The sequence below is a fragment of the Chelativorans sp. J32 genome (assembly GCF_000518985.1).
Classification (GTDB): Bacteria; Pseudomonadota; Alphaproteobacteria; order Rhizobiales; family Rhizobiaceae; genus Chelativorans.
Genome location: NZ_JAEQ01000007.1, coordinates 81,011 through 101,491 on the forward strand (window position 1 = coordinate 81,011; position 20,481 = coordinate 101,491).

The window sequence follows — 20,481 nt, forward strand, 5'->3', positions numbered from 1 at the left end:
CTCCAATGCCGCGGTCAGGCTTTATGCTCGCGCATCTGCGTGGTTGCCGGCCTGCCACTCGGCCCGGGTCTGGTTGCGGCCGGACCGTTTTGCCTGATAGAGGGCCTTGTCCGCCCGCCTGACTGTGGTCCAGAATGGTTCACCCGGCAGGGCCCGGGCGAGGCCGAAGCTGCATGTCACCGGTTCCATTGCGCTGACTCCGGGAAAACGCCCCGTCTCGACTGCTCTGCGCACCCGCTCGGAAAAAGCAAAGGCCTCCTCTTCGCTGATGTGGTCGAGGACGAGGACGAATTCCTCTCCTCCTGTCCGGGCCACGATGTCCCCCTTGCGCACGTTCCGCCGGATGATTTCGGCAAAGGTGCTGAGGACCGCGTCGCCGGCATAGTGTCCGTACGTATCGTTGATGGCCTTGAAGCGGTCGAGATCGCATGCAGCGACCACGCGGATAAGGCCACGCTCTACCGCCTCCAACTTGCGGATGCTGCGCTCCAGGCCGCGGCGGTTCAGTACGCCCGTCAGCGGGTCGAGATCCCGTTCCTGCCTGAGCTTGGAGACAATATCGACCACGATAATGCCGAGCAGGCACAAGCCGCCCATAGCGCCCAGGAGAGAGGTGGAAAGCACCACCATATGCCAGAACTCGGTCTGGCCGAATTGCTGGGGGGTGGTCGGCATGCTTACGGAGCCGATGGTAAGAAGCGTGCGCGGAAAGAAATGGAGCCCTGACAGGAGGAGGAGCAGAAGGAGCGCCCTGTCGGTCCAAGAGCCTCTGATCAGGAAGCGCGCCCTCCAGGCCGCATGAAGCAGGATCGCTCCCATTCCGAAATTAAGCACGTAGATGCGCGCGATGAGATCACGGTCGATATAGGCGTAATACCAGAGCGCGCCGGTGATCCCCGTCAGATAGAGCAGCGCCAACCAGGCGGGGAACCGTTTTCCCGAGCGCTGCAGCATGCCATCGCCGATCAGAACCATGCTCGCCGCATAAAGGAAGCCGGATACCACGGCGTTTTGCCTGACTTCCGGCGGTATCCCACCGAAGTGGCTGAACATCGCGAGTGCGAGTACGCAGAAGCCTGCCGCCAGAATCCTTGCGAAACGAAGCTTCCGCTCCAGGCCCCACAGGCCGACCAACGCAATTCCGAACAGAAGAAACAAAACGGGCGGGACGAATTTCATGCGCCTGCCTGGCAAACATCGGAAGGCCGTGAGACCTTCCTGAAACAAGAGGGCGAGTCTGCTACGGCTTACTAGCCGTTACCTGATCCGTTGGCCAGACGGGAAGCGGAGTCCCAGTAGATTAGGAGACGATATCGGTCCCCCGCGCCGGAATCGGCCCCTTCGATCACGGCAGGGCTAACGTCGTCTGAGCTCCGGATGTAATTCCAGTTCTTTTTGCAGCGATATCTCTGCATTGAGATAAGGCTCCTGGCGCTCGACGCTCCAATATTTGAGCTCTTCCAGCGGGATATGCTCTCTGGTCACCGCGCAACTTACGAATGCGCCGGGGGTCAGGACCTGAAAGTCCCCATCGAGATAACGTATACGTGCTTCACGGGCGCCCGGGCCCTCGAAACGGTTCATGCGATAGCCTTTTATTTTCGATCCATGCGCCACATTTCGTCCGATCCGTCAAGCGCGCCTTGGTTAACGGCGGCCGAAGAGTCGCTCGATATCGGCAAGTTTGAGTTCGATATAGGTCGGACGGCCGTGATTGCACGTGCCGGAGCCCGGCGTCGCCTCCATCTGCCTCAACAGCGCGTTCATCTCTTCCGGCTTGAGCCTCCGGCCGGAGCGGACTGAGCCGTGGCAGGCCATGGTGGCGGCGATGCGATCGATCCGCTCTTTCAGACTGTTTGCGGTATCATTGTCGGCGATCTCATCTGCCAGATCGCGGATGAGGGAGACCACGTTCACCTCACCAAGCAGGGACGGGGTCTCCCGCACGCAGACCGCGCCCGGGCCGAAGCGCTCTACGCCAAGACCGAGCCGGGCAAGAAAATCCGCATGGGAGCAGAGCCGCTCGACGTCTTCGTCCGGCAGATCGACGATCTCCGGCATAAGCAGCATTTGGGCGGGAAGCGGCTTGGAATGGATTGCCTCTTTCAGCGCCTCGTAGACGAGCCTCTCATGGGCCGCATGCTGGTCGACAATGACGAGCGAGTCTTCCGTCTGCGCCACGATGTAATTCTCATGCACCTGCGCGCGGGCGGCGCCGAGCGGCCGCTTCGTCAAATCCGACGGAGCGTCGGAAATGGCAGCGCGCGCATCGGCGCTGATAACGGTGCCGATATCAAAGGCGGCCTGCCGCGCCTCGGCGAACCCCGCAGGAGCGAAGGCATCTTCAAGCGGGCGGCTTGGGGAGAGATCCATGCTCCATCCGCCGCGTGGGCGTTCGGCGCCGAAGGAGTGGCCGGCAGCAAAACCGACGGCCCGGTTGTCCTGGAGTGGGGCGCTCTCTGGAACACGAAAGGCCTGCAGCATGGCGGCGGCGCCCGTTGTGGCCGCGCGGACGCCGGCTCCTTCCAGCGCCTGGCGGATGGCACCCACGATCAATCCTCGCACCAGCCCCGGATCCCGGAAGCGGACATCCGCTTTTGCCGGATGCACATTGACATCGACCAATGCCGGATCGAGCGAAATGAAGAGAGCCGTCACGGCGTGCCGATCTCTCGGCAGAACGTCCATATAGGCACCGCGGATGGCGCTCGCGATCAGCTTGTCGCGCACCGGGCGCCCGTTCACATAGGCGAACTGGTTGAGCGCGTTGCCGCGGGTGAAGGAAGGGATGGAGACATAGCCGGCGAGGCTGACCCCCTCCCGTTCCGCGTCGATCGGCAGTGCGTTCTCGGGAAACTCCTTACCCATGATCTGGCCAAGGCGGCGCAGCAGCCCGTCACCGTCGGCGGAAACGGCCGGGAAATCGGTGAGCGTCCGATCGGTGCCGGAGAGCGTAAAGCGGACCTCGGGGAAGGCGAGCGCGATGCGCTTGACCACATCAGTGATCGCGGCGGCCTCCGCCCTCTCGCCCTTCATGAATTTGAGCCGTGCCGGCGTGGCGAAGAAGAGATCCCGGACCTCGACCGTGGTGCCGCGATTGGCGGCCACCGGCCGCACGACTCCCACGCGACCGCCATCCACTGTCATTTCTGCCCCGCTGTCGGCATCCGGCGTGCGCGAACGCAATGTCAGCCGGCCCACCGAGCCGATCGAAGGCAGCGCCTCGCCGCGAAAGCCCAGCGTACGGATATCGTGGATGTCGTCGGAAAGCTTGGAAGTGCAATGCCGGGCTACGGCCAGCGGCAATTCCTCTTGCGGGATCCCGCCGCCGTCATCGACGACACGGATAAGCGTGAGCCCGCCCCCCGCCGTTGCCACCTCGACGCGTTTCGCACCGGCGTCGAGCGCGTTTTCCACGAGCTCCTTCACAACGCTAGCGGGCCGCTCGATCACTTCGCCGGCGGCAATCTGATTAACGATATTGTCGGAGAGCGCGCGGATCGGCATGCCGGTTATATAGACGGATTCGGCAGGCGCGCGAAACGTCTATGCCGCCTTTATCCTCGTCCTCGATAGGGCGGTACGCCTGTCTCCGGCAGCCAGGCTCCTTCGGGCGGCGCGCCGGTCTGCCAGAAGACATCGATGGGGATGCCGCCGCGCGGATACCAGTAGCCGCCGATCCGAAGCCAGAGAGGTTTTGCCGCCTCCACCACGCGTCGGCCGATCATGATTGTGCATTCCTCATGAAATGCGCCATGATTGCGGAAGGAAGTGAGGAAGAGCTTCAGGGATTTGGATTCGACCAGAAGCTTGTCCGGCGCGTAGTCGATCACGATATGAGCAAAGTCGGGCTGACCCGTCACCGGGCAGAGTGACGTGAATTCCGGACAGGTGAAGCGGACGATCGCCGGCGGCCCGTCTCCGCGCGAGAACGGGACCGTTTCGAGCACGGCAGCCTCCGGCGAGGAGGGCGTAGCCGAATCGCGGCCCAGCTGGGTAAGGTTCTGGGTATCAGTCATGGGAATGGCTCCCTTCTTTCTGTTACGCTGGCTTATAGGCTTTCATGCCCTCCTGCGGAATGAAAATACCGCGACGCCCATCTGCCTGTTTGACGGCCCGCACATGGCGGGTCTAATCGAGGCGCTATAGATAGACGTAACAATCTCTGCGGCGATGTTTCTCATGAGGTTCCTATGACCGCTTCCTTTGTCCAGCACCTGTCCCGGGAGATCGAAGGCCTGAAGGACGCCGGGCTCTATAAAAGCGAACGCGTGATCACCTCGATGCAGTCCGCCGAGATCGAGAGCGGCGGCAAGAAGGTGCTCAATTTCTGCGCCAACAACTATCTGGGTCTCGCCGACAATGAGGAACTGCGGGAAGCGGCCAAGGCTGCGCTCGACCGCTATGGATACGGAATGGCCTCTGTTCGCTTCATCTGCGGCACGCAGGAGGAGCACAAAGCGCTGGAAAAGCGTATTTCCCAGTTCCTGGGATATGAAGACACGATCCTCTATTCCTCATGCTTCGACGCCAATACCGGCCTGTTCGAAACACTGCTGGGGCCCGAAGACGCGATCATCTCCGACGCGCTCAACCACGCCTCGATCATCGACGGCGTCCGCCTTTGCAAGGCGCGACGGCTGCGCTACGCCAACAATGACATGAAGGAACTCGAGGAGCGGCTCAAAGAGGCGCAGGACGCCCGCTTCCGGCTGATCGCCACCGACGGCGTCTTCTCCATGGACGGTATCATCGCCAACTTGCAGGCAATCTGCGACCTAGCCGAAAAATACGACGCCATGGTGATGGTGGACGACAGCCATGCGGTGGGCTTCGTCGGTGCTCATGGCCGCGGCACGCCGGAATATTGCGGCGTGGAAGGCCGGGTGGACATCGTCACCGGAACGCTAGGCAAAGCGCTGGGCGGAGCCTCCGGCGGCTACACCAGCGGGAAAAAAGAAGTGGTGGAGTGGCTCCGGCAGCGGTCGCGTCCCTATCTTTTCTCCAACACGCTGGCTCCGGTCATCGCCGCGGCTTCGCTTAAGGTATTCGACATCGTCGAGCAGGGAGACGATTTGCGCCGCAAGCTCTACGGCAATGCGGAACGCTTCCGCGACAAGATGACAAGGCTCGGCTTCACGCTCGCGGGCCAAGGGCACCCGATCATCCCCGTGATGATCGGAGACGCCGCATTGGCCGCGAAAATGGCCGAACGGCTGCTCGATCACGGGATTTACGTGATCGGCTTCTCCTTCCCCGTGGTTCCAAAGGGCGAAGCGCGTATCCGGACCCAGATGTCAGCCGCCCATTCGGACGAGGATATCGATCGCGCGGCGGAAGCCTTCGGGATGGTTGGCCGGGAACTGGGGCTGGTCTCCTGACCGCCAGATAAGGAACAGAAAATGTCGAACATGATGAAAGCCCTGGTGAAAGCCAAGCCCGAGCAGGGTCTCTGGATGGAGTGGGTGCCAGTTCCGGAAATCGGTCCGAACGACGTGCTGATCAAGGTGAAGAAGTCGGCTATCTGCGGCACGGATGTTCATATCTGGAACTGGGACGAGTGGGCGCAGAAGACCGTGCCCGTGCCACTTGTGACCGGCCATGAATTCGTGGGCGAGGTTGCCGATGTCGGTTCGGCGGTGACCGAATACCGCGTCGGCCAGCGTGTCTCGGGCGAGGGACATATCGTCTGTGGGCACTGCCGCAATTGCCGCGCGGGTCGCGGTCACCTCTGCCGCAACACGCTGGGTGTGGGTGTGCAGCGCCCGGGCGCCTTCGCCGAATATCTCGCCTTGCCGCAGCACAATGTAGTCGCGATCCCCGACGACGTGCCGGACGAGATCGCCGCGATCTTCGATCCGCTGGGAAATGCGGTGCACACGGCGCTCTCCTTCGATCTCGTGGGCGAGGACGTGCTGGTGACCGGTGCAGGGCCAATCGGCATCATGGGTGCGCTGGTGGCTCAGTGCGTCGGCGCGCGCAAGGTGGTCATCACCGACATCAATCCCGGCCGGCTGGACTTGGCAAAGAAGCTTGGCGTGCGGCACACAGTCAATGCGCGGGAAGAGAAGCTTGCGGATGTCATGAGAGATCTCGGCATGACCGAGGGCTTTGACGTTGGGCTTGAGATGTCAGGCTCTGCCTCCGCCTTCCGCGACATGATCGATGCCATGAACAATGGCGGAAAGATCGCCATCCTCGGCATCGCGCCCACCGGCTTCGAGATCGACTGGAACAAGGTGATCTTCAAGATGCTCCACCTGAAGGGCATCTATGGCCGCGAGATGTTCGAGACCTGGTACAAGATGATCGCCCTGGTGCAGGGGCCGCTCGATGTCTCAGGCCTTATCACGCACCGCATCTCAGCCGAAGATTACCGCGAGGGCTTCGATGCGATGCGCAGCGGTGAGGCCGGCAAGGTCGTCATGGATTGGTGACGACCAGAGGAAAAGCCAGGCAGAATGCACGACCGCGGGCGTCTTTCGCCCCGGTCCCGGACAAAGCACCGATTGTTCTAGGAAGGCGCTCTCGGAAAGCGCCTTAGCTGAGGCACGCCCAGGATTAGCCCTTCATCTCCTGCACCAGCCCGTAAAGATTGAGGCAGCGGGCACCGCTGCGGCAGTAGGCCAGCACCGGCCGCGGCAGGTCTTCCAGGATTGCCGCCATGTCCCGTACATTCTCCTCCGTAATGGCGCCGGAGACGACAGGCAGAAAGCGGAATTCGAGGCCGGCTTCGCGCGCGGCTTCCTCCACGGCATCGTGGGGGACTGCGCCATCTTCCGTATCCGGGCGATTGCAGACGATGCTCTTGAAGCCCGCGCCCGCGATCTCCGCGACCTGCACAGGGGCGATCTGCCCTGTAACAGCGAAATCCTCGTTGACCTTGCGAATATCCATCTGCTTTCCTTTCAAAGCGCCCGACGGTGTCAGCCTATTCCAACCTCTTTCAGGAAGGAACGGATGAGCGTTGCTGTTCTTTCCGGTTGCTCGATGCACGGAAGATGCCCGGCACCCTCGACGATCTCGAAGCGCGCGCCCTCGATGAGCGAGGCCAATTCCCGAACCAAGGCGGGTGGCGTCGAGCCATCCTGATCTCCAACGATGCAGAGCGTGGGCAGCTTCAGCGCGCGCGTGGATTCCGTCAGATCCGCATCGCGAAGGGCCGCGCAGGTTCCGGCATAGCCGTCGGGGCTCTGGCGCGTCAGCATGGCGAGATAGCCCACATAATCCGGGTTCTCGAGCGAGCGGAAACCCGGCGTGAACCAGCGCTGCATGATGCCCTCGGCCATGGGCGCAATGCCGCTCTCAATGGCCGTTTTGATGCGGGTATTCCAAAGATCGTCATTGCCGATCTTCTGGGCCGTGTCGCAAAGCACCAGGGCTTGAACCAGATCGGGCCTGAACGCGGCGAGCCCTTGGGCGATCATTCCACCAACCGATAGGCCGACAATCGTTGCGCTGGTAACCTTAAGATGGTCGAGCAGGGCGGCAACATCCTTCACGTGATCCGTCATCGCGTAAGGCTGAGGCGTGGCCTCCGAAAGCCCATGCCCGCGCTTGTCATAGAAGACGAGGCGAAACTCGCCCTCTAGCAGGGTGGCCATATCATCCCAGATCCGGAAGTCTGTGCCGAGCGAGTTGGAGAAGACGAGAACCGGGCGCCCCTCAGGCCCCCGTGTCCTGTAATGCAGGACAACTCCGTTCACGCGCGCAAATGGCATGTCACACCCCTCATCATCCGGCTTGGTGTCTAAGGGAAAAGCCGCGGGCGCGTCAATGTCGCCGCAGATCGGAATGTCTGCCGGCTCAGCCACACCGGCGGCGGAGCCAAAGGCCCGGGATAGTTTTTTCGATTTGCGAAAAAAACAGCGATCGCCGGACCAAATCGGTTGACACCTGAAAGGCGGTAAATCAATCTGCGATGTAATCGATTTCAGAGGGTTTCTCGCTCTCGTTCGATTGGGTGGAGGCCAAAAAAGGGGGACCGCTCAAAGCGGCTCCAAGGGAGGAAAAATGGCGGCGCAGGCGGGCGGCAGCCCGGGAGTCACCGCCGATATGCTGGCGAAATGCATGCGTCCGACGGCGGTCTCGGCCGAAGGGAGGCCCGTGGCTCGGCGCCGCGGCCGCGATGCCGCTCTACTCGTCATTGTCGATTTGCGGACGGCATCGCCTAAGGATGACATCGCGCGAAAGCTCGCTCGGCTTCTGAACGGATCGGCGCCGCCGGCCCGAACGGAACACCGGCAGGAGACGTCAATCGAGCCTGATCCAGAACATCCCTCCCGCTATGCGGTTTTGACTTGTCAGAGCTGCAGCCATCCATCTGGACCGCCATGCGTTGGGAGATCGACATGACCGAGTTTTCCTATCAGCTTTATTCCTCCCGCGAATTCGGGCCCCTCAGCGAGACGCTCAGTATGCTCAAAAGGTTGGGTTATACGCAGGTTGAAGGCACCGCCGGGAGCTACACGGATCTGCCGGCGCTGAAGGAAGCACTGTCAGAAGCGGGAATCACGATGACGTCCGGCCATTTCGGGCTGGATATGCTCGAAAGAGAGCCAGCCAAGGTTGTCCAGATCGCCAGGACAGTCGGGATGAAAGCAGCCTATTGCGCATTCCTTCCGCCGGACCAGCGTCCGGTGGATGCCGCCGGCTATGCCAGGTTTGGGGAAAGGCTTCAGAAAGCAGGCGAGCCGCTCAGCAGGGCGGGGATCGTTTTCGGATGGCACAACCACGACTTCGAGTTCCGACCGCTTTCAGATGGATCGATCCCGCTGGACGAAATTTTCCGTGGAGGTCCGGAGCTTTCCTGGCAGGCGGACGTTGCGTGGATCGTGCGAGGCGGAGCCGATCCGATCGAATGGATCGGGAAATATGCTGGCCGTGTTTCCTCTATCCACGTGAAGGACCTCGCGCCGGCGGGCGAGGCCGAGGATGAAGGCGGTTGGGCCGATGTCGGCACCGGCACGATCGACTGGGAGATGATTTTGAACTTTGTGCAGGACAGAACGGATGCACGTTTCTTCATCATGGAGCACGACAATCCGAGTGATGACGAACGTTTCGCGCGCCGTTCGATCGAGAACGCACGGACCTTTCTAAGGGTGCAGTAATGACCAACAAGCTGGGCGTAGGAGTGATCGGCTGCGGCCACATTTCGGCCGTCTATATGCGGCTTGCGCCGCTCTTTCGCGGCATAGAGATGCGCGCCTGCGCAGATGTCGATCCGGAGGCGGCAAGAAAGCGCGCCGACGAATTCAAGCTGCGCCAGGAAACGGTGGAGGGGCTGCTTCAGGCCGACGACATCGACATAGTCGTCAATCTCACCATCCCCGCCGCCCATTACGAAGTGTCCCGCCGGGCGATCGAAGCCGGCAAGCATGTCTATTCCGAGAAACCCTTCGTGCTGTCGGTCGAGGACGGAAAGGCGCTGATCGAACTGGCGAAGAGGAGGGGGGTGCGCGTCGGATCGGCCCCCGACACGTTCCTCGGCGGCTCGCATCAGCTTGCGCGTAGCGTGATCGACTCCGGCGCGGTCGGGAAGATCGTCAGCGGCACCTGCCATGTGATGAGCCATGGCATGGAACACTGGCATCCCAACCCGGACTTCTTCTTCAAGCCGGGCGCCGGGCCGGTGCTGGACCTAGGCCCCTATTACGTAACCAATCTCGTCCAGCTCTTGGGCCCGGTGAAGCGGGTGGGCGCACTCGCGTCCATCCCGGCAAAGGAACGGGTCATCCGTTCTCAGGCCCGATATGGAGAAAGGATCATTGTCGAAACGCCAACCACCATCCATGCTGTCATGGAATTTGTGAGCGGCGCAGTGGTGACGCTTGGTGCGTCCTGGGACGTTTGGCACCACAAGCACGCGAACATGGAGCTCTACGGTGAGAAAGGCTCCCTCCATCTTCCCGACCCGAATTTCTTCGGCGGCGATCTCATCGTCACCAACGAGGAGAAGGTGGTGGACATGCCCAAGTGGAATCACCCGCTGGGCGTTTTGAATCAACAGGCGAATGACGGGCAGATGCTGGCCAATTATCGCACGGCGGGCCTAGCCGACATGGCCTTGGCCATTCTGGAAGGCCGGCCCCATCGGTGCTCGCCGCAGATGGCCCTGCACACGATCGACGTCATGACCTCGATCCTCAAATCCGCACAGACGGGCAGCTTCGTCGATCTCACGACCACTTGTGAGCGGCCGGATATGCTCGACGAAAAGGCTGCGCGGCAATTGTTGGCGGAAAGGGAGTTTGCATGAGCTGGGAGCCTTCGCCGAGACGTTACGAGAAGATGCAATACCGGCGCTGTGGCCGTTCCGGGCTGAAGTTGCCCGCGATCTCGCTAGGGCTCTGGCACAATTTCGGCGAAGATCGTCCGTACGAGCTGAAGCAGGCGATTTGCCGAACCGCATTCGATCTCGGCATCACCCATTTCGATCTCGCCAACAATTACGGGCCGCCGCCGGGCGCGGCCGAGGAAGCCTTCGGCGAGATCCTGCGCACCGACTTTGCCGGGCATCGCGATGAGCTCATCATTTCCTCGAAGGCAGGCTATCTGATGTGGCCGGGCCCCTATGGGGAATGGGGAAGCCGCAAATATCTGATCGCCAGCTGCGACCAGAGTCTGAAGCGTATGGGTCTCGACTATGTCGATATCTTCTATTCCCACCGCTTCGATCCGGACACACCGCTGGAAGAAACGATGATGGCGCTCGATCACATCGTGCGATCGGGTAGGGCGCTTTATGTCGGCATCTCGTCCTACAACTCCCGTCGCACGCGCGAGGCGGTGGCCATCCTCGAAGAACTCGGCACGCCCTGCCTCATCCATCAGCCGAGCTATTCCATGCTCAATCGCTGGGTGGAAGACGATGGCCTTCTGGATACTCTCGAAGAGCTGGGCGTCGGCTGTATAGCGTTCTCCCCGCTCGCCCAAGGCATGCTCACGACCAAATATCTGGGCGGTATCCCGGCGGAGAGCCGTGCCGCGCAGGGCAAATCGCTCCGGAAGGAATTCATCAACGAGAACACGATCGGAAACATCCGACGTCTGAACGAGATCGCAGAGCGCCGCGGTCAAAGCCTGGCGCAGATGGCGGTCGCCTGGGTTCTGCGTGGAGGGCGGGTGACGACAGCCTTGATCGGTGCAAGCCGCCCGGAGCAGGTAGTGGAGATCGCCGCAGCGCTGGAGACTGCCGATTTTACGGTAGACGAACTGGCCGAGATCGATGCCTACGCCAGGGAAGCCGACATCAATCTCTGGGCCGCCTCTGCGGAAAGGCGGGGACCGCAGCGGTGATCGCCATGGCTGCGGGTTGATTTCGGCGTCCGATCAAGGACAAACGATCGCGATGGGCGGGGGTCCATTGTGTGTTCGCGGCATTCGAGGAGGCACGGTTCATGCCTAAGACAATGAAGGGGCCCGGAATTTTCCTGGCGCAATTCGCGGGGGACCATGCCCCGTTCGACACTTTGCCGAACATCGCCCGCTGGGCGGCGGGTCACGGTTACAAGGGAATCCAGATACCCAGCTGGGACAAGCGTCTGTTCGACCTGAAAAAGGCGTCCGAGTCCGCGGCCTATTGCGAGGAGGTGAAGGGTATCTGCAGGGACGCCGGCGTCGAGATCACTGAACTCTCAACCCATTTGATCGGGCAGCTTGTCGCGGTGCATCCTGCGTATGACATGCCCTTCGACGGGTTCGCGCCGGAAAGCGTCCACGGCAATCCGAAGGCGCGGCAGGAATGGGCGGTGGATCACATGCTTCATGCCGCCAAGGCCTCCCGCAATCTTGGGCTGGATGTCAGCGTCTCCTTTTCCGGCGCGCTTGCCTTCCCCTATCTTTATCCTTGGCCGCAGCGGCCGGAAGGGCTCATCGAAGAGGCGTTCACGGAGCTCGCGCGCCGGTGGAAACCGATCCTCGACGCCTATGAGGACGCCGGGGTGGATGTAGCCTTTGAGCTGCACCCCGGCGAGGATATCTTTGACGGCGCGACCTTCGAGATGTTCCTCGATAAGCTTGGCGGCCACAAGCGCTGCGCGATCAATTACGATCCCTCCCACTTCCTGTTGCAGCAACTCGATTATCTTGCCTTCATCGACCTTTACCACGAACGCATTTCGGCCTTCCACGTGAAGGATGCCGAATTCAATCCGGACGGTCGCCAGGGGGTCTACTCCGGTTATCAGCCTTGGGTGAAACGTGCCGGCCGCTTTCGCTCGCTCGGCGACGGACAGGTGGATTTCACGGGCATCTTCTCCAAGCTCGCCCAATATGGTTATGACAGCTGGGCCGTGCTCGAATGGGAGTGCGCGCTGAAAGATCCGGAACAGGGCGCAGCTGAAGGCGCGCCCTTCATCGAGCATCACATCATCCGCGTGACCGAGAAGGCATTCGATGATTTTGCCGCCGGCAAGCGTGACCGTTCGAGCCTGCGGGCCATGCTTGGTATCGGTTGAACAAGGAGGAAGACATGGTCTCCGCATCCACGACGACAGCCACTGGAAGACCGATCCGACTCGGTATGGTGGGTGGCGGGCAGGGCGCGTTCATTGGTGCCGTTCATCGCATGGCCGCTCGTCTCGATGGCCATTTCGCACTCGTCGCCGGAGCACTGTCCTCCGATCCGGAGCGTGCGAAGGCATCGGGAGCTGAATTGGGCATCGATCCTGACCGCTCCTATGGCAGTTTCTACGAAATGGCCGAGAAGGAGGCTGCAAGGCTGGACGGTATCGAGGCGGTGAGCATCGTCACCCCCAACTATATGCATTATCCGGCGGCAAAGACGTTCCTGGAAGCCGGAATTAACGTCATCTGCGACAAGCCGCTGACCTCAAGCCTGGATGACGCGAAGGCGCTGGTAGAGACGGTGAAGAAGAGCGGTAAGCTCTTCGTGCTCACCCACAATTATTCCGGCTATCCGATGATCCGTCAGGCGCGGCAGATGGTCGGCGAGGGTAGGCTCGGCGACATCATCCTTGTCCAGGCGGAATATCCGCAGGACTGGCTGGCCGAACCCGTGGAGCAGACCGGCAACAAGCAGGCATCCTGGCGCACGGACCCGACGCGTTCGGGAGCGGGGGGGGCAACGGGGGACATCGGCACCCACGCCTATCAGCTGGTCACCTTCGTCACCGGTCTGCGCGCTGAGAGCGTGGCGGCCGATCTCGATCGCTTCGTCGCTGGCCGGCAGCTCGATGACAATGCCCATGTGATGCTGCGCTTCGCCGAGCGCGATGGGAAACGCGCCAAGGGCATGATCTGGGTGAGCCAGGTAGCGCCAGGAAACGAAAACGGATTGAAACTCCGGGTTTACGGGACCAGGGGCGGGCTGGAATGGGTGCAGGCCGATCCCAATTATCTTTGGTTCACGCCACTAGGTGAGCCGAAGCGTCTGCTGACGCGCGGCGGCGCCGGGGCGGGGCCTGCGGCTGCCGCCGTCACCCGCATTCCGGGAGGTCACCCCGAAGGCTATCTGGAGGCCTTCGCCACGCTTTACACCGAGGCGGCCGGGGCCATACGCGCTCTTCAAAGCGGCGCGTCGGTTTCCGGCGAATTGATGCTGCCCACCGCCGAAGACGGGCTCGAAGGCATGCGCTTCATCCATGCCTGCGTGCGCTCCTCCCAGAATGACGCTGCCTGGACGAGATTGGACTCCCTTTAGAAAAGGCAAGTGCGCCTGAAGGGGGGCTGCCATGCGCTCTCGTCGTTGCACCCTTGCGTTTTTGGGAATTGACGATTGCCCGTTTGTCGCCGAAGTCTCTGATGCTTGAGGAAGAGGAGGAGACATATGGCGGCCGAGCCGAGGAAGATTGCCGTTCACGAGGGACGAGACGTCTTCGAGGCGACGCTTGCCAGTGAAGCTGGCGTCCGCATCTCCGTCATCAACTATGGCGCTATCGTCCGCGACTGGCAGGTACCGGTCGGCAGTGACATGCGAAGCGTCGTACTGGGGTTCGACCGTTTCGAGGATTACCTTGAGCACAGCCCCTATTTTGGGGCGATTGTCGGTCGGGTGGGAAACCGCATCTCCGATGCTCGCTTCGCATTGGACGGAAAAGAGTACCAGCTCCAGGCGAATGAAGGCACGCATCATCTCCATGGCGGAGAGAGGGGGCTGAGCAATCAGGTCTGGGAGATGGAGGCGTTGTCGGACGATGCCGTCCGCCTCACGCTGACGAGCCCCGCCGGAGAAATGGGCTACCCCGGAAAGCTGGATGTTTCGGTGATCTACAGGCTCAGGGGGAAGGCCCTGGAGATCGATATCGACGCGACGACTGACGCGCGTACCCCGGTCAACATCTTCCAGCATAACTATTTCAACCTCCTAGGCGAAGGTGATGTTCGAAACCACACATTGTGGCTCGCAGCCAACGCGTACACGGTGCGAAGCGCGGACCTGATACCGACGGGCCGGATCGAACCTGTGGCCGGGAGCCATTTCGACTTCCGGAAACCGCGTCCGCTCTGCGATCCGCAGGGCGAGCCAATCGCTTATGATAACAATCTCGTTCTCGATACCGGGCGCGATCTTTCCGACCCGGTGGCGATCCTGAGGGCACCGGACGATTCACTCACGCTCACGCTCAAGACCGACCAGCCGGGCCTGCAGCTCTATACGGGCAGCAAGATCAATCTTTCAGTTCCTGGCCTCGGCGGGCAGCATTATCCTCGCTTCGCGGGCGTCTGCCTCGAGGACCAGCATTTTCCGGATGCCATCAACCATCCCCATTTCCCATCCTGCCTTGTCACGCCCGACAGGCCGTACAGGCACTGGTGTGAAATCGAGATAGGGTAAGCCTCGGCTCACCCCTTCGCGAACACCACCGTCTTCATTCCGTTCAGCATCACGCGGCTTTCAAGATGAAGCTTGACGGCCCGCGCCAGCACCCGGCTCTCGATATCCCGACCGGCCGCTACGAAATCATCGGGGCTCATCGCGTGGGTTACGCGCTCCGTTTCCTGCTCGATGATCGGGCCCTCATCCAGGTCCGGTGTCACGTAGTGCGCCGTCGCGCCGATCAGCTTGACGCCGCGCTCATGCGCCTGATGGTAGGGCTTCGCGCCCTTGAAGCTCGGCAGGAAGGAATGATGGATATTGATGATCTTGCCGAACAGCCGGCTCGAAAGCCCGTCCGAAAGCACCTGCATGTAGCGGGCCAGGATGATCAGATCCGAGCCGGTTTCCCGGAACAGCGCAAGCAGCTTCTCCTCTTGCTCCGCCTTGTTCGCCTTCGTCACCGGCCAGCAGTGATAGGGAATGCCCTCGGCGTCGGCTGTGCGCCGGGAATCCTCATGGTTCGATACGATCGCCGCCACCTCTGCATCGAGCCAGCCCACCCGGATCTGATAGAGGAGATGGAGAAGCGCGTGGTCGAATTTTGAGACCATGATGATGATTCTGGGCTTCCGGGAGCGGTCGGCGAGCGCAGTTCGCATATCGAAGCGCGCAATTGCCGGCTCCAGCGCACGTGCGATCGTGTCGCGATCGATCGTCTCCGGCACCGTGAAGGAGATGCGCATGAAAAAGCGGTTCGTCCGCTGGTCCCAGAACTGATTGGATTCGGCGATGTTAGCGCCAAGCGCCGCGAGTTCCGTCGTCACCGTGGCCACGATACCTGGCCGGTCTTCGCAGGAGAGGGTGATGTCGAATGTCTTCTCGGTCATGGGCGTTCCAACTATGCTGGATGAGGCGCAGGAGACTGCTGCTCCAAAGGACGCCACGTCTTAATACCAGCCGGGCATGAAGCCAATGGCTAAGACCCGGCAATTCCTTGCAGGCTACGCCGCAGGGATGCGTTGACCGTGGCGGGCTGGCGGATCATTCTCGACGCTAAACCCTCGCGGAGCGGCCATGAACAGGCCATGTTCCCACTTGCGGTGTGTACTCAGGCGTCGGCGCTGCGCCTGGTTCGCTCCATCTGCCCCAGCCGCGGCTTATGGCTTGGCGCCATGCAAGGGGGATAGCTTGACCCCCTGGAAAGGAATGGAATAGAAATTTCATATTGACCCTTCGATGATGAGGGCGTTCTATTTTTTGTCAGGAGCGACATGGAAGGGTCGCGGAGGATTCCGGCAAGGGAGTGGTGCAGCCGGACACCGATCGTGAGGAGGAGCAAGGAAATGAAGAAGTTTCTGTTAGGAGTGGCATTCTCGGCCGTTCTGACATCGTCGGCTTTCGCACAGACGATCGGTGTCTCCATGTCGGAGCTCGACAACTTTCTCACAATCCTGCGCAACGGCATTGCCGATTATGCAAAGGAGAAGGGCGTCGAGGTGCAGATCGAGGTGGCTGAAAAGGATCCGGCCAAGCAGTTGAGCCAGATCCAGAATTTCATCGCTTCCGGCGTTGATGCGATTATCGTGAATCCGGTGGACACGGACGCCACGGCCGCCCAGTCGAAGATCGCAGCTGATGCGGGCATCCCTCTGGTCTATGTAAATCGGCAGCCTGCGAACCTGGACAGCCTGCCCGACAACCAGACCTTTGTCGGCTCGAACGAGGTGGATTCTGGCACCCTGGAGACGAAGGAAGTCTGTCGGCTCCTGAAAGAGAAAGGCAAAGGAGATGGCGCGAACATCGTGGTACTGATGGGCCAGCTCAACAATCAGGCAGCGCGACAGCGCACACAGGACATCCACGATGTGATCGCCACGGACGAATGCTCCTTCATGAAGATCGTCGAGGAGCAGACCGCCAATTGGTACCGCACGGAGGCGACCGACCTCATGAACAACTGGCTCTCCGCTGGCGTGGAATTCGATGCGGTCGTCTCCAACAATGACGAGATGGCTCTCGGTGCGATCCAAGCCATGAAGGCGGCCGGCATGTCCATGGAAGACGTCGTTGTGGGTGGCGTGGACGCGACCCCCGACGCGCTTGCGGCCATGAAAGCGGGAGATCTCGACGTGACGGTTTTCCAGAACGCCGCCGCACAGGGCAGCGGCGCCGTGGATGCAGCCCTGAAGCTCTCGCAAGGCGAGAAGCTCGGCAATGTGGTGTGGGTGCCCTTCGAGCTGGTGACGCCTGAAAACATGGACAAGTATATGGGTCAGAACTGATCACAGGCGATCGCTCCACGGGCGACAATAGCGGCGCCGAAGCGCGGCCGCTTGATGGGCGAAGCGGCCGGGCCCCAAGGGGGCCCGGATGGCACTGCTCCGGGAGGTAGTCATGGCCACGACAACAACGACGACCGCTGTGGGCGAGCCGAAGCGGCGCGTCCTGCCGCCCGAGTTCAATGTCTTCATCGGCCTCCTTGTTATCGCGGGGATATTCGAACTGCTCGGCTGGTTCGTGCGCGGCGACAGCTTCCTGTTCAACCTGCAGCGCGTCAGCATCATCATCCTTCAGGTTTCGGTGATCGGAATCATTGCCGTCGGCATGACGCAGGTGATCATCACTGGAGGTATCGATCTTTCGTCGGGCTCCGTGCTGGCCATGACGGCATTCATCGCCATGAGTTTCGCGCAGGTCTCCTCCAACGCCCGCGCGGTCTACCCCTCGCTCACCGACCTGCCGGTCATCGTTCCAGTCGCCATTGGTCTCGGAGTCGGTCTTTTGGCCGGACTGATCAATGGGGTTTTGATCGCCTACACCAAGATACCTCCCTTCATCGCCACACTCGGCATGATGGTGACGGCGCGCGGCGTGGCGAATTGGTACACACGCGGGCAGCCGGTTTCTTTTCCGACCGAGAGCTATGCCTCGATCGGGCAGGGCATGATGCCGGTGATCATTTTCGCCATCGTGGCGGTGCTCTTTCACATCCTGCTCAAATATACGCTTTATGGCCGGCGCACTTATGCGGTCGGCTCCAACGAGCAGGCTGCACGCGTGTCCGGCATCAATGTCGAGCGGCATCTGATGCTGGTCTATGCAATTGCCGGCGGCCTTTCTGCGCTCGCAGGCATCGTGCTCTCGGCGCGCGGGCAGACCGCCCAGGGCGGCATGGGCTTGATGTACGAACTACAGGCGATCGCCATGACCGTGATCGGCGGCACCTCCCTCACGGGCGGCCGTGGATCGATCATCGGCACCACGCTCGGCATGATCATCTTCGGCGTGATCACCTCCGGTTTCACCTTCATCCGGGTGAGCGCCTATTACCAGGAGATCATCATGGGCATCATCATTGTCGGCGCCGTGGTGCTCGACGTCTACCGCCAGCGCCTGCGCGGCCGGATCTAGGAGGCGAAGATGGACGGAAAGATCATCCTGCGCACGGAAGCCCTGACGAAACACTATGGCGGCGTGCGCGCGCTGGAGGAGGCCAATTTTGAGCTGCGCGAAGGCGAGCATGTCGCCGTGGTCGGCGATAACGGCGCTGGCAAATCCACCTTCGTGCGCCAGATCACGGGGGTGGAGCAGCCCACAAGCGGCACGATTTTCTTCGATGGGCAGGAGGTGCATTTCAAGAGCCCGATCGAGGCGCGGGATGCCGGCATTGAGACCGTGTTCCAGAACCTGGCGCTTGCGGACGATCTGGATGTGCCCGCTAATCTCTTTCTCGGCCGCGAAGAGATCTATTTCAATCTCGGCCCTTTCAGCTTTTTGAACGAACGCAAGATGATGGAGCGCACGGAGGAGGCGCTGCGGGCGACGGGGGTGAAGATCCCGGACCTCAGAAACAAAATCCGCAACATGTCGGGCGGACAGCGGCAATGCGTGGCGATCTCCCGATCGGCAAGCTTCGCGTCGAAGCTGATTATCATGGACGAGCCTACGGCAGCGCTCGGCGTGCAGGAGACAGCGCAGGTGGAGAACATCATCCGGGGCCTCAAGAGACGCGGAGTGCCCCTGATCCTCGTCAGCCACAATCTGCGGCAGGTTTTCGATCTGGTGGACCGCATCTGGATCTTCCGCCGCGGCCGTATCGTCGGCGCGGTGGATAGGAACAAGACGGACGGTAACGAGATCGTCTCCCTGATTACGGGCGTCAAGACAGGCGTGGGGGAGGAGGCAGCCTTCATCTGAGTTCGGCTCGAGACCGTATCACTCCATTTGCATCATGTTTCTCAGCGAGGAATTCCATGACAGTTAAATTCGGTCTGCTTGGCGCGGGTCGTATAGGCAAGGTTCACGCCAAGGCGATCACCTCAAACCCGGATGCAAGGCTCGTGGCCGTAGCGGATGCCGTGCAATCGGCAGCCGAGGACATAGCCGCCAGATATGGCTGCGAGGTCCGCACGATCGACGAGATCGAACGGGCGGTGGACATTGATGCGGTGGTGATCTGCACGCCGACCGACACCCATTCCGACTTGATCGAGCGCTTCGCGCGGGCCGGCAAGGCGATCTTCTGCGAGAAGCCGATCGACCTCGATCTGGGGCGCGTGAAAGCCTGCCTAAAGGTGGTGAAGGAAACCGGAGCCACCCTCATGGTGGGCTTCAATCGCCGTTTCGATCCGCATTTTGTAGCGGTGCGCGCGGCGATAGACGAGGGAAAGATCGGCAAAGTGGAGATGGTGCAGATCACCTCGCGCGATCCGGGAGCGCCGCCCGTGAGCTATATACGCTCCTCCGGCGGGATCCTTCGGGACATGACGATTCACGATTTCGACATGGCCCGCTTTCTCCTCGGGGAGGAGCCAGATACGGTGTTTGCGACGGCTTCTGTGTTGGTCGATCCGGAGATTGGAGAGGCGGGAGACCATGACAGCGTCTCCGTTGTCCTGACGACCCCTTCCGGAAAGCATTGCTCGATCTCCAACTCGCGCCGGGCGACTTACGGCTATGATCAGCGCATTGAGGTGCACGGCTCCAAGGGCGCCGTTGCGGCTGAAAACCAGCGGCCGGTCTCGATCGAAATCGCGACCAGTGCCGGTTACACCAGGCCGCCGCTCCACGATTTCTTCATGACGCGCTACACGGAGGCCTATGCGGCGGAGATCGCCGCCTTCATTGCCGCGCTCGCGGGCGGCAAACCCGCTTCACCTTCCGGGGAGGACGGACTGCGTGCGCTGGCGCTCGCCGAGGCGGCCTATCTCTCGCTGCGAGAGGGGCGAGCCGTGAAGGTGGCGGAAGTCCTGGGCTGACATTCTCAGCCGGGTTCCAGACAACATCTTGTTGGTTTTCGGGGTGGTCGGGTGGTGACCACCCCTAAAGCGCTGAACCTTTTTCCTCTCCGAAGGTTAGAAGATGGAGGCCGCCTACCGGACGCGGCGGCAATGTTCTTTTGAAGAGTAGGAGAGATCCATGAGGAAGCTTATCACTGCGATTGGCGCCGCGACACTGCTTGCTGTTTCCGCTCTGCCCGGTCTGGCAGAGGAGGTCACCGGTGTCGTTCAGGACATCAACGAACGCGGCAATACACTCAAGCTGCAGGATGGGAGCGAGTATGTCCTGCCCGAGACGTTCAGCCCCGATACCGTGAAGATCGGCGACACGGTTGTTATCACCTACGACCAGGGTGAAGGCGGCCAGAAGGTCGCGACGGAAGTCAAAGCTCAACGTTGATTCGCAACGCTCCATGCGGA

Annotated in this window: 20 protein-coding genes; 13 read left to right on the forward strand and 7 right to left on the reverse strand. The window is 61.2% G+C overall.

Annotation, left to right across the window (positions count from 1 at the left end):
- Positions 1 to 21: 21 nt before the first annotated feature.
- The 4 genes from CHEJ32_RS24540 to queF form a co-directional block, all read right to left on the reverse strand.
- Positions 22 to 1,179, reverse strand: a complete 1,158-nt coding sequence (locus CHEJ32_RS24540; RefSeq protein WP_051469618.1) for a diguanylate cyclase — start codon at positions 1,177 to 1,179, stop codon at positions 22 to 24.
- 177 nt (positions 1,180 to 1,356) lie between these two features.
- A complete protein-coding gene (locus CHEJ32_RS0111690; RefSeq protein ID WP_028034039.1) occupies positions 1,357 to 1,584 on the reverse strand; it encodes a DUF2093 domain-containing protein in 228 nt (75 codons plus the stop codon).
- Between the two features lie 63 nt (positions 1,585 to 1,647).
- Positions 1,648 to 3,507, reverse strand: coding sequence for a DNA mismatch repair endonuclease MutL (mutL, locus tag CHEJ32_RS0111695; protein ID WP_028034040.1), 1,860 nt, complete (start codon positions 3,505 to 3,507; stop codon positions 1,648 to 1,650).
- A 50-nt stretch (positions 3,508 to 3,557) separates the two neighbouring features.
- Complete coding sequence (gene queF / locus CHEJ32_RS0111700; protein ID WP_028034041.1) at positions 3,558 to 4,019, reverse strand: preQ(1) synthase; 462 nt, start codon at positions 4,017 to 4,019, stop codon at positions 3,558 to 3,560.
- A gap of 174 nt (positions 4,020 to 4,193) precedes the next feature.
- Between queF and CHEJ32_RS0111705 the strand changes: the two genes are divergently transcribed.
- Together CHEJ32_RS0111705 and tdh are read left to right on the forward strand one after the other, a co-directional pair.
- Entirely contained in the window at positions 4,194 to 5,381 is a 1,188-nt protein-coding gene (locus CHEJ32_RS0111705) for a glycine C-acetyltransferase (RefSeq protein ID WP_028034042.1), read from the forward strand.
- Positions 5,382 to 5,402: 21 nt separating this feature from the next.
- Complete coding sequence (gene tdh / locus CHEJ32_RS0111710) at positions 5,403 to 6,437, forward strand: L-threonine 3-dehydrogenase (RefSeq protein ID WP_028034043.1); 1,035 nt, start codon at positions 5,403 to 5,405, stop codon at positions 6,435 to 6,437.
- Between the two features lie 124 nt (positions 6,438 to 6,561).
- Here the strand turns inward: tdh and CHEJ32_RS0111715 are convergent, their stop codons facing one another.
- Positions 6,562 to 6,897: a TIGR01244 family sulfur transferase gene (locus CHEJ32_RS0111715; RefSeq protein WP_028034044.1), complete on the reverse strand. Its 336-nt coding sequence runs from the start codon at positions 6,895 to 6,897 to the stop codon at positions 6,562 to 6,564.
- Positions 6,898 to 6,926: 29 nt separating this feature from the next.
- Entirely contained in the window at positions 6,927 to 7,721 is a 795-nt protein-coding gene (pcaD, locus tag CHEJ32_RS0111720) for a 3-oxoadipate enol-lactonase (RefSeq protein ID WP_028034045.1), read from the reverse strand.
- A gap of 630 nt (positions 7,722 to 8,351) precedes the next feature.
- Between pcaD and CHEJ32_RS0111725 the strand changes: the two genes are divergently transcribed.
- From CHEJ32_RS0111725 to CHEJ32_RS0111750, 6 genes are all read left to right on the forward strand, one after another.
- Positions 8,352 to 9,113 (forward strand): sugar phosphate isomerase/epimerase, encoded by a 762-nt coding sequence (locus CHEJ32_RS0111725; protein WP_028034046.1) that lies wholly within the window; start codon positions 8,352 to 8,354, stop codon positions 9,111 to 9,113.
- The gene (locus CHEJ32_RS0111730) at positions 9,113 to 10,261 is read left to right on the forward strand and encodes a Gfo/Idh/MocA family protein (protein ID WP_028034047.1); all 1,149 of its coding nucleotides are present in this window, start codon (positions 9,113 to 9,115) and stop codon (positions 10,259 to 10,261) included. Before CHEJ32_RS0111725 ends, CHEJ32_RS0111730 begins: the two co-directional genes overlap by 1 nt.
- Positions 10,258 to 11,301 carry an L-glyceraldehyde 3-phosphate reductase gene (mgrA, locus tag CHEJ32_RS0111735; protein WP_028034048.1) on the forward strand — a complete coding sequence of 348 codons (1,044 nt, stop codon included), beginning with the start codon at positions 10,258 to 10,260 and terminating at the stop codon, positions 11,299 to 11,301. The genes CHEJ32_RS0111730 and mgrA overlap by 4 nt, the downstream gene beginning before the upstream one ends.
- A gap of 101 nt (positions 11,302 to 11,402) precedes the next feature.
- Positions 11,403 to 12,461 carry a sugar phosphate isomerase/epimerase gene (locus tag CHEJ32_RS0111740; protein WP_028034049.1) on the forward strand — a complete coding sequence of 353 codons (1,059 nt, stop codon included), beginning with the start codon at positions 11,403 to 11,405 and terminating at the stop codon, positions 12,459 to 12,461.
- 14 nt (positions 12,462 to 12,475) lie between these two features.
- A complete protein-coding gene (locus tag CHEJ32_RS0111745) occupies positions 12,476 to 13,666 on the forward strand; it encodes a Gfo/Idh/MocA family protein (protein WP_028034050.1) in 1,191 nt (396 codons plus the stop codon).
- A 126-nt stretch (positions 13,667 to 13,792) separates the two neighbouring features.
- Entirely contained in the window at positions 13,793 to 14,800 is a 1,008-nt protein-coding gene (locus CHEJ32_RS0111750; protein ID WP_028034051.1) for an aldose epimerase family protein, read from the forward strand.
- Positions 14,801 to 14,808: 8 nt separating this feature from the next.
- On the opposite strand, the gene purU is transcribed toward CHEJ32_RS0111750, so the two are convergent.
- Complete coding sequence (gene purU / locus CHEJ32_RS0111755; protein WP_028034052.1) at positions 14,809 to 15,669, reverse strand: formyltetrahydrofolate deformylase; 861 nt, start codon at positions 15,667 to 15,669, stop codon at positions 14,809 to 14,811.
- Between the two features lie 456 nt (positions 15,670 to 16,125).
- Between purU and CHEJ32_RS0111760 the strand changes: the two genes are divergently transcribed.
- The 5 genes from CHEJ32_RS0111760 to CHEJ32_RS0111780 all read left to right on the forward strand — a co-directional run bounded on the left by CHEJ32_RS0111760 (position 16,126) and on the right by CHEJ32_RS0111780 (position 20,461).
- Positions 16,126 to 17,064: a sugar ABC transporter substrate-binding protein gene (locus tag CHEJ32_RS0111760; RefSeq protein ID WP_028034053.1), complete on the forward strand. Its 939-nt coding sequence runs from the start codon at positions 16,126 to 16,128 to the stop codon at positions 17,062 to 17,064.
- A 112-nt stretch (positions 17,065 to 17,176) separates the two neighbouring features.
- Positions 17,177 to 18,193, forward strand: a complete 1,017-nt coding sequence (locus CHEJ32_RS0111765) for an ABC transporter permease (RefSeq protein WP_028034054.1) — start codon at positions 17,177 to 17,179, stop codon at positions 18,191 to 18,193.
- 9 nt (positions 18,194 to 18,202) lie between these two features.
- Complete coding sequence (locus CHEJ32_RS0111770; RefSeq protein ID WP_028034055.1) at positions 18,203 to 18,979, forward strand: ATP-binding cassette domain-containing protein; 777 nt, start codon at positions 18,203 to 18,205, stop codon at positions 18,977 to 18,979.
- Between the two features lie 56 nt (positions 18,980 to 19,035).
- On the forward strand, positions 19,036 to 20,040 hold the full coding sequence (gene iolG / locus CHEJ32_RS0111775; protein ID WP_028034056.1) for an inositol 2-dehydrogenase: 1,005 nt from the start codon (positions 19,036 to 19,038) through the stop codon (positions 20,038 to 20,040).
- A 160-nt stretch (positions 20,041 to 20,200) separates the two neighbouring features.
- Positions 20,201 to 20,461, forward strand: coding sequence for a DUF1344 domain-containing protein (locus CHEJ32_RS0111780; RefSeq protein ID WP_028034057.1), 261 nt, complete (start codon positions 20,201 to 20,203; stop codon positions 20,459 to 20,461).
- The last annotated feature ends 20 nt before the right edge of the window (positions 20,462 to 20,481 follow it).

Excerpts from the sequence above, each read along its gene's own strand:
- CHEJ32_RS24540 (WP_051469618.1), bottom strand. The coding sequence starts at position 1,179 with ATGAAATTCGTCCCGCCCGTTTTGTTTCTTCTGTTCGGAATTGCGTTG.
- CHEJ32_RS0111690 (WP_028034039.1), bottom strand. The coding sequence starts at position 1,584 with ATGAACCGTTTCGAGGGCCCGGGCGCCCGTGAAGCACGTATACGTTAT.
- mutL (WP_028034040.1), bottom strand. The coding sequence starts at position 3,507 with ATGCCGATCCGCGCGCTCTCCGACAATATCGTTAATCAGATTGCCGCC.
- queF (WP_028034041.1), bottom strand. The coding sequence starts at position 4,019 with ATGACTGATACCCAGAACCTTACCCAGCTGGGCCGCGATTCGGCTACG.
- CHEJ32_RS0111705 (WP_028034042.1), top strand. The coding sequence starts at position 4,194 with ATGACCGCTTCCTTTGTCCAGCACCTGTCCCGGGAGATCGAAGGCCTG.
- tdh (WP_028034043.1), top strand. The coding sequence starts at position 5,403 with ATGTCGAACATGATGAAAGCCCTGGTGAAAGCCAAGCCCGAGCAGGGT.
- CHEJ32_RS0111715 (WP_028034044.1), bottom strand. The coding sequence starts at position 6,897 with ATGGATATTCGCAAGGTCAACGAGGATTTCGCTGTTACAGGGCAGATC.
- pcaD (WP_028034045.1), bottom strand. The coding sequence starts at position 7,721 with ATGCCATTTGCGCGCGTGAACGGAGTTGTCCTGCATTACAGGACACGG.
- CHEJ32_RS0111725 (WP_028034046.1), top strand. The coding sequence starts at position 8,352 with ATGACCGAGTTTTCCTATCAGCTTTATTCCTCCCGCGAATTCGGGCCC.
- CHEJ32_RS0111730 (WP_028034047.1), top strand. The coding sequence starts at position 9,113 with ATGACCAACAAGCTGGGCGTAGGAGTGATCGGCTGCGGCCACATTTCG.
- mgrA (WP_028034048.1), top strand. The coding sequence starts at position 10,258 with ATGAGCTGGGAGCCTTCGCCGAGACGTTACGAGAAGATGCAATACCGG.
- CHEJ32_RS0111740 (WP_028034049.1), top strand. The coding sequence starts at position 11,403 with ATGCCTAAGACAATGAAGGGGCCCGGAATTTTCCTGGCGCAATTCGCG.
- CHEJ32_RS0111745 (WP_028034050.1), top strand. The coding sequence starts at position 12,476 with ATGGTCTCCGCATCCACGACGACAGCCACTGGAAGACCGATCCGACTC.
- CHEJ32_RS0111750 (WP_028034051.1), top strand. The coding sequence starts at position 13,793 with ATGGCGGCCGAGCCGAGGAAGATTGCCGTTCACGAGGGACGAGACGTC.
- purU (WP_028034052.1), bottom strand. The coding sequence starts at position 15,669 with ATGACCGAGAAGACATTCGACATCACCCTCTCCTGCGAAGACCGGCCA.
- CHEJ32_RS0111760 (WP_028034053.1), top strand. The coding sequence starts at position 16,126 with ATGAAGAAGTTTCTGTTAGGAGTGGCATTCTCGGCCGTTCTGACATCG.
- CHEJ32_RS0111765 (WP_028034054.1), top strand. The coding sequence starts at position 17,177 with ATGGCCACGACAACAACGACGACCGCTGTGGGCGAGCCGAAGCGGCGC.
- CHEJ32_RS0111770 (WP_028034055.1), top strand. The coding sequence starts at position 18,203 with ATGGACGGAAAGATCATCCTGCGCACGGAAGCCCTGACGAAACACTAT.
- iolG (WP_028034056.1), top strand. The coding sequence starts at position 19,036 with ATGACAGTTAAATTCGGTCTGCTTGGCGCGGGTCGTATAGGCAAGGTT.
- CHEJ32_RS0111780 (WP_028034057.1), top strand. The coding sequence starts at position 20,201 with ATGAGGAAGCTTATCACTGCGATTGGCGCCGCGACACTGCTTGCTGTT.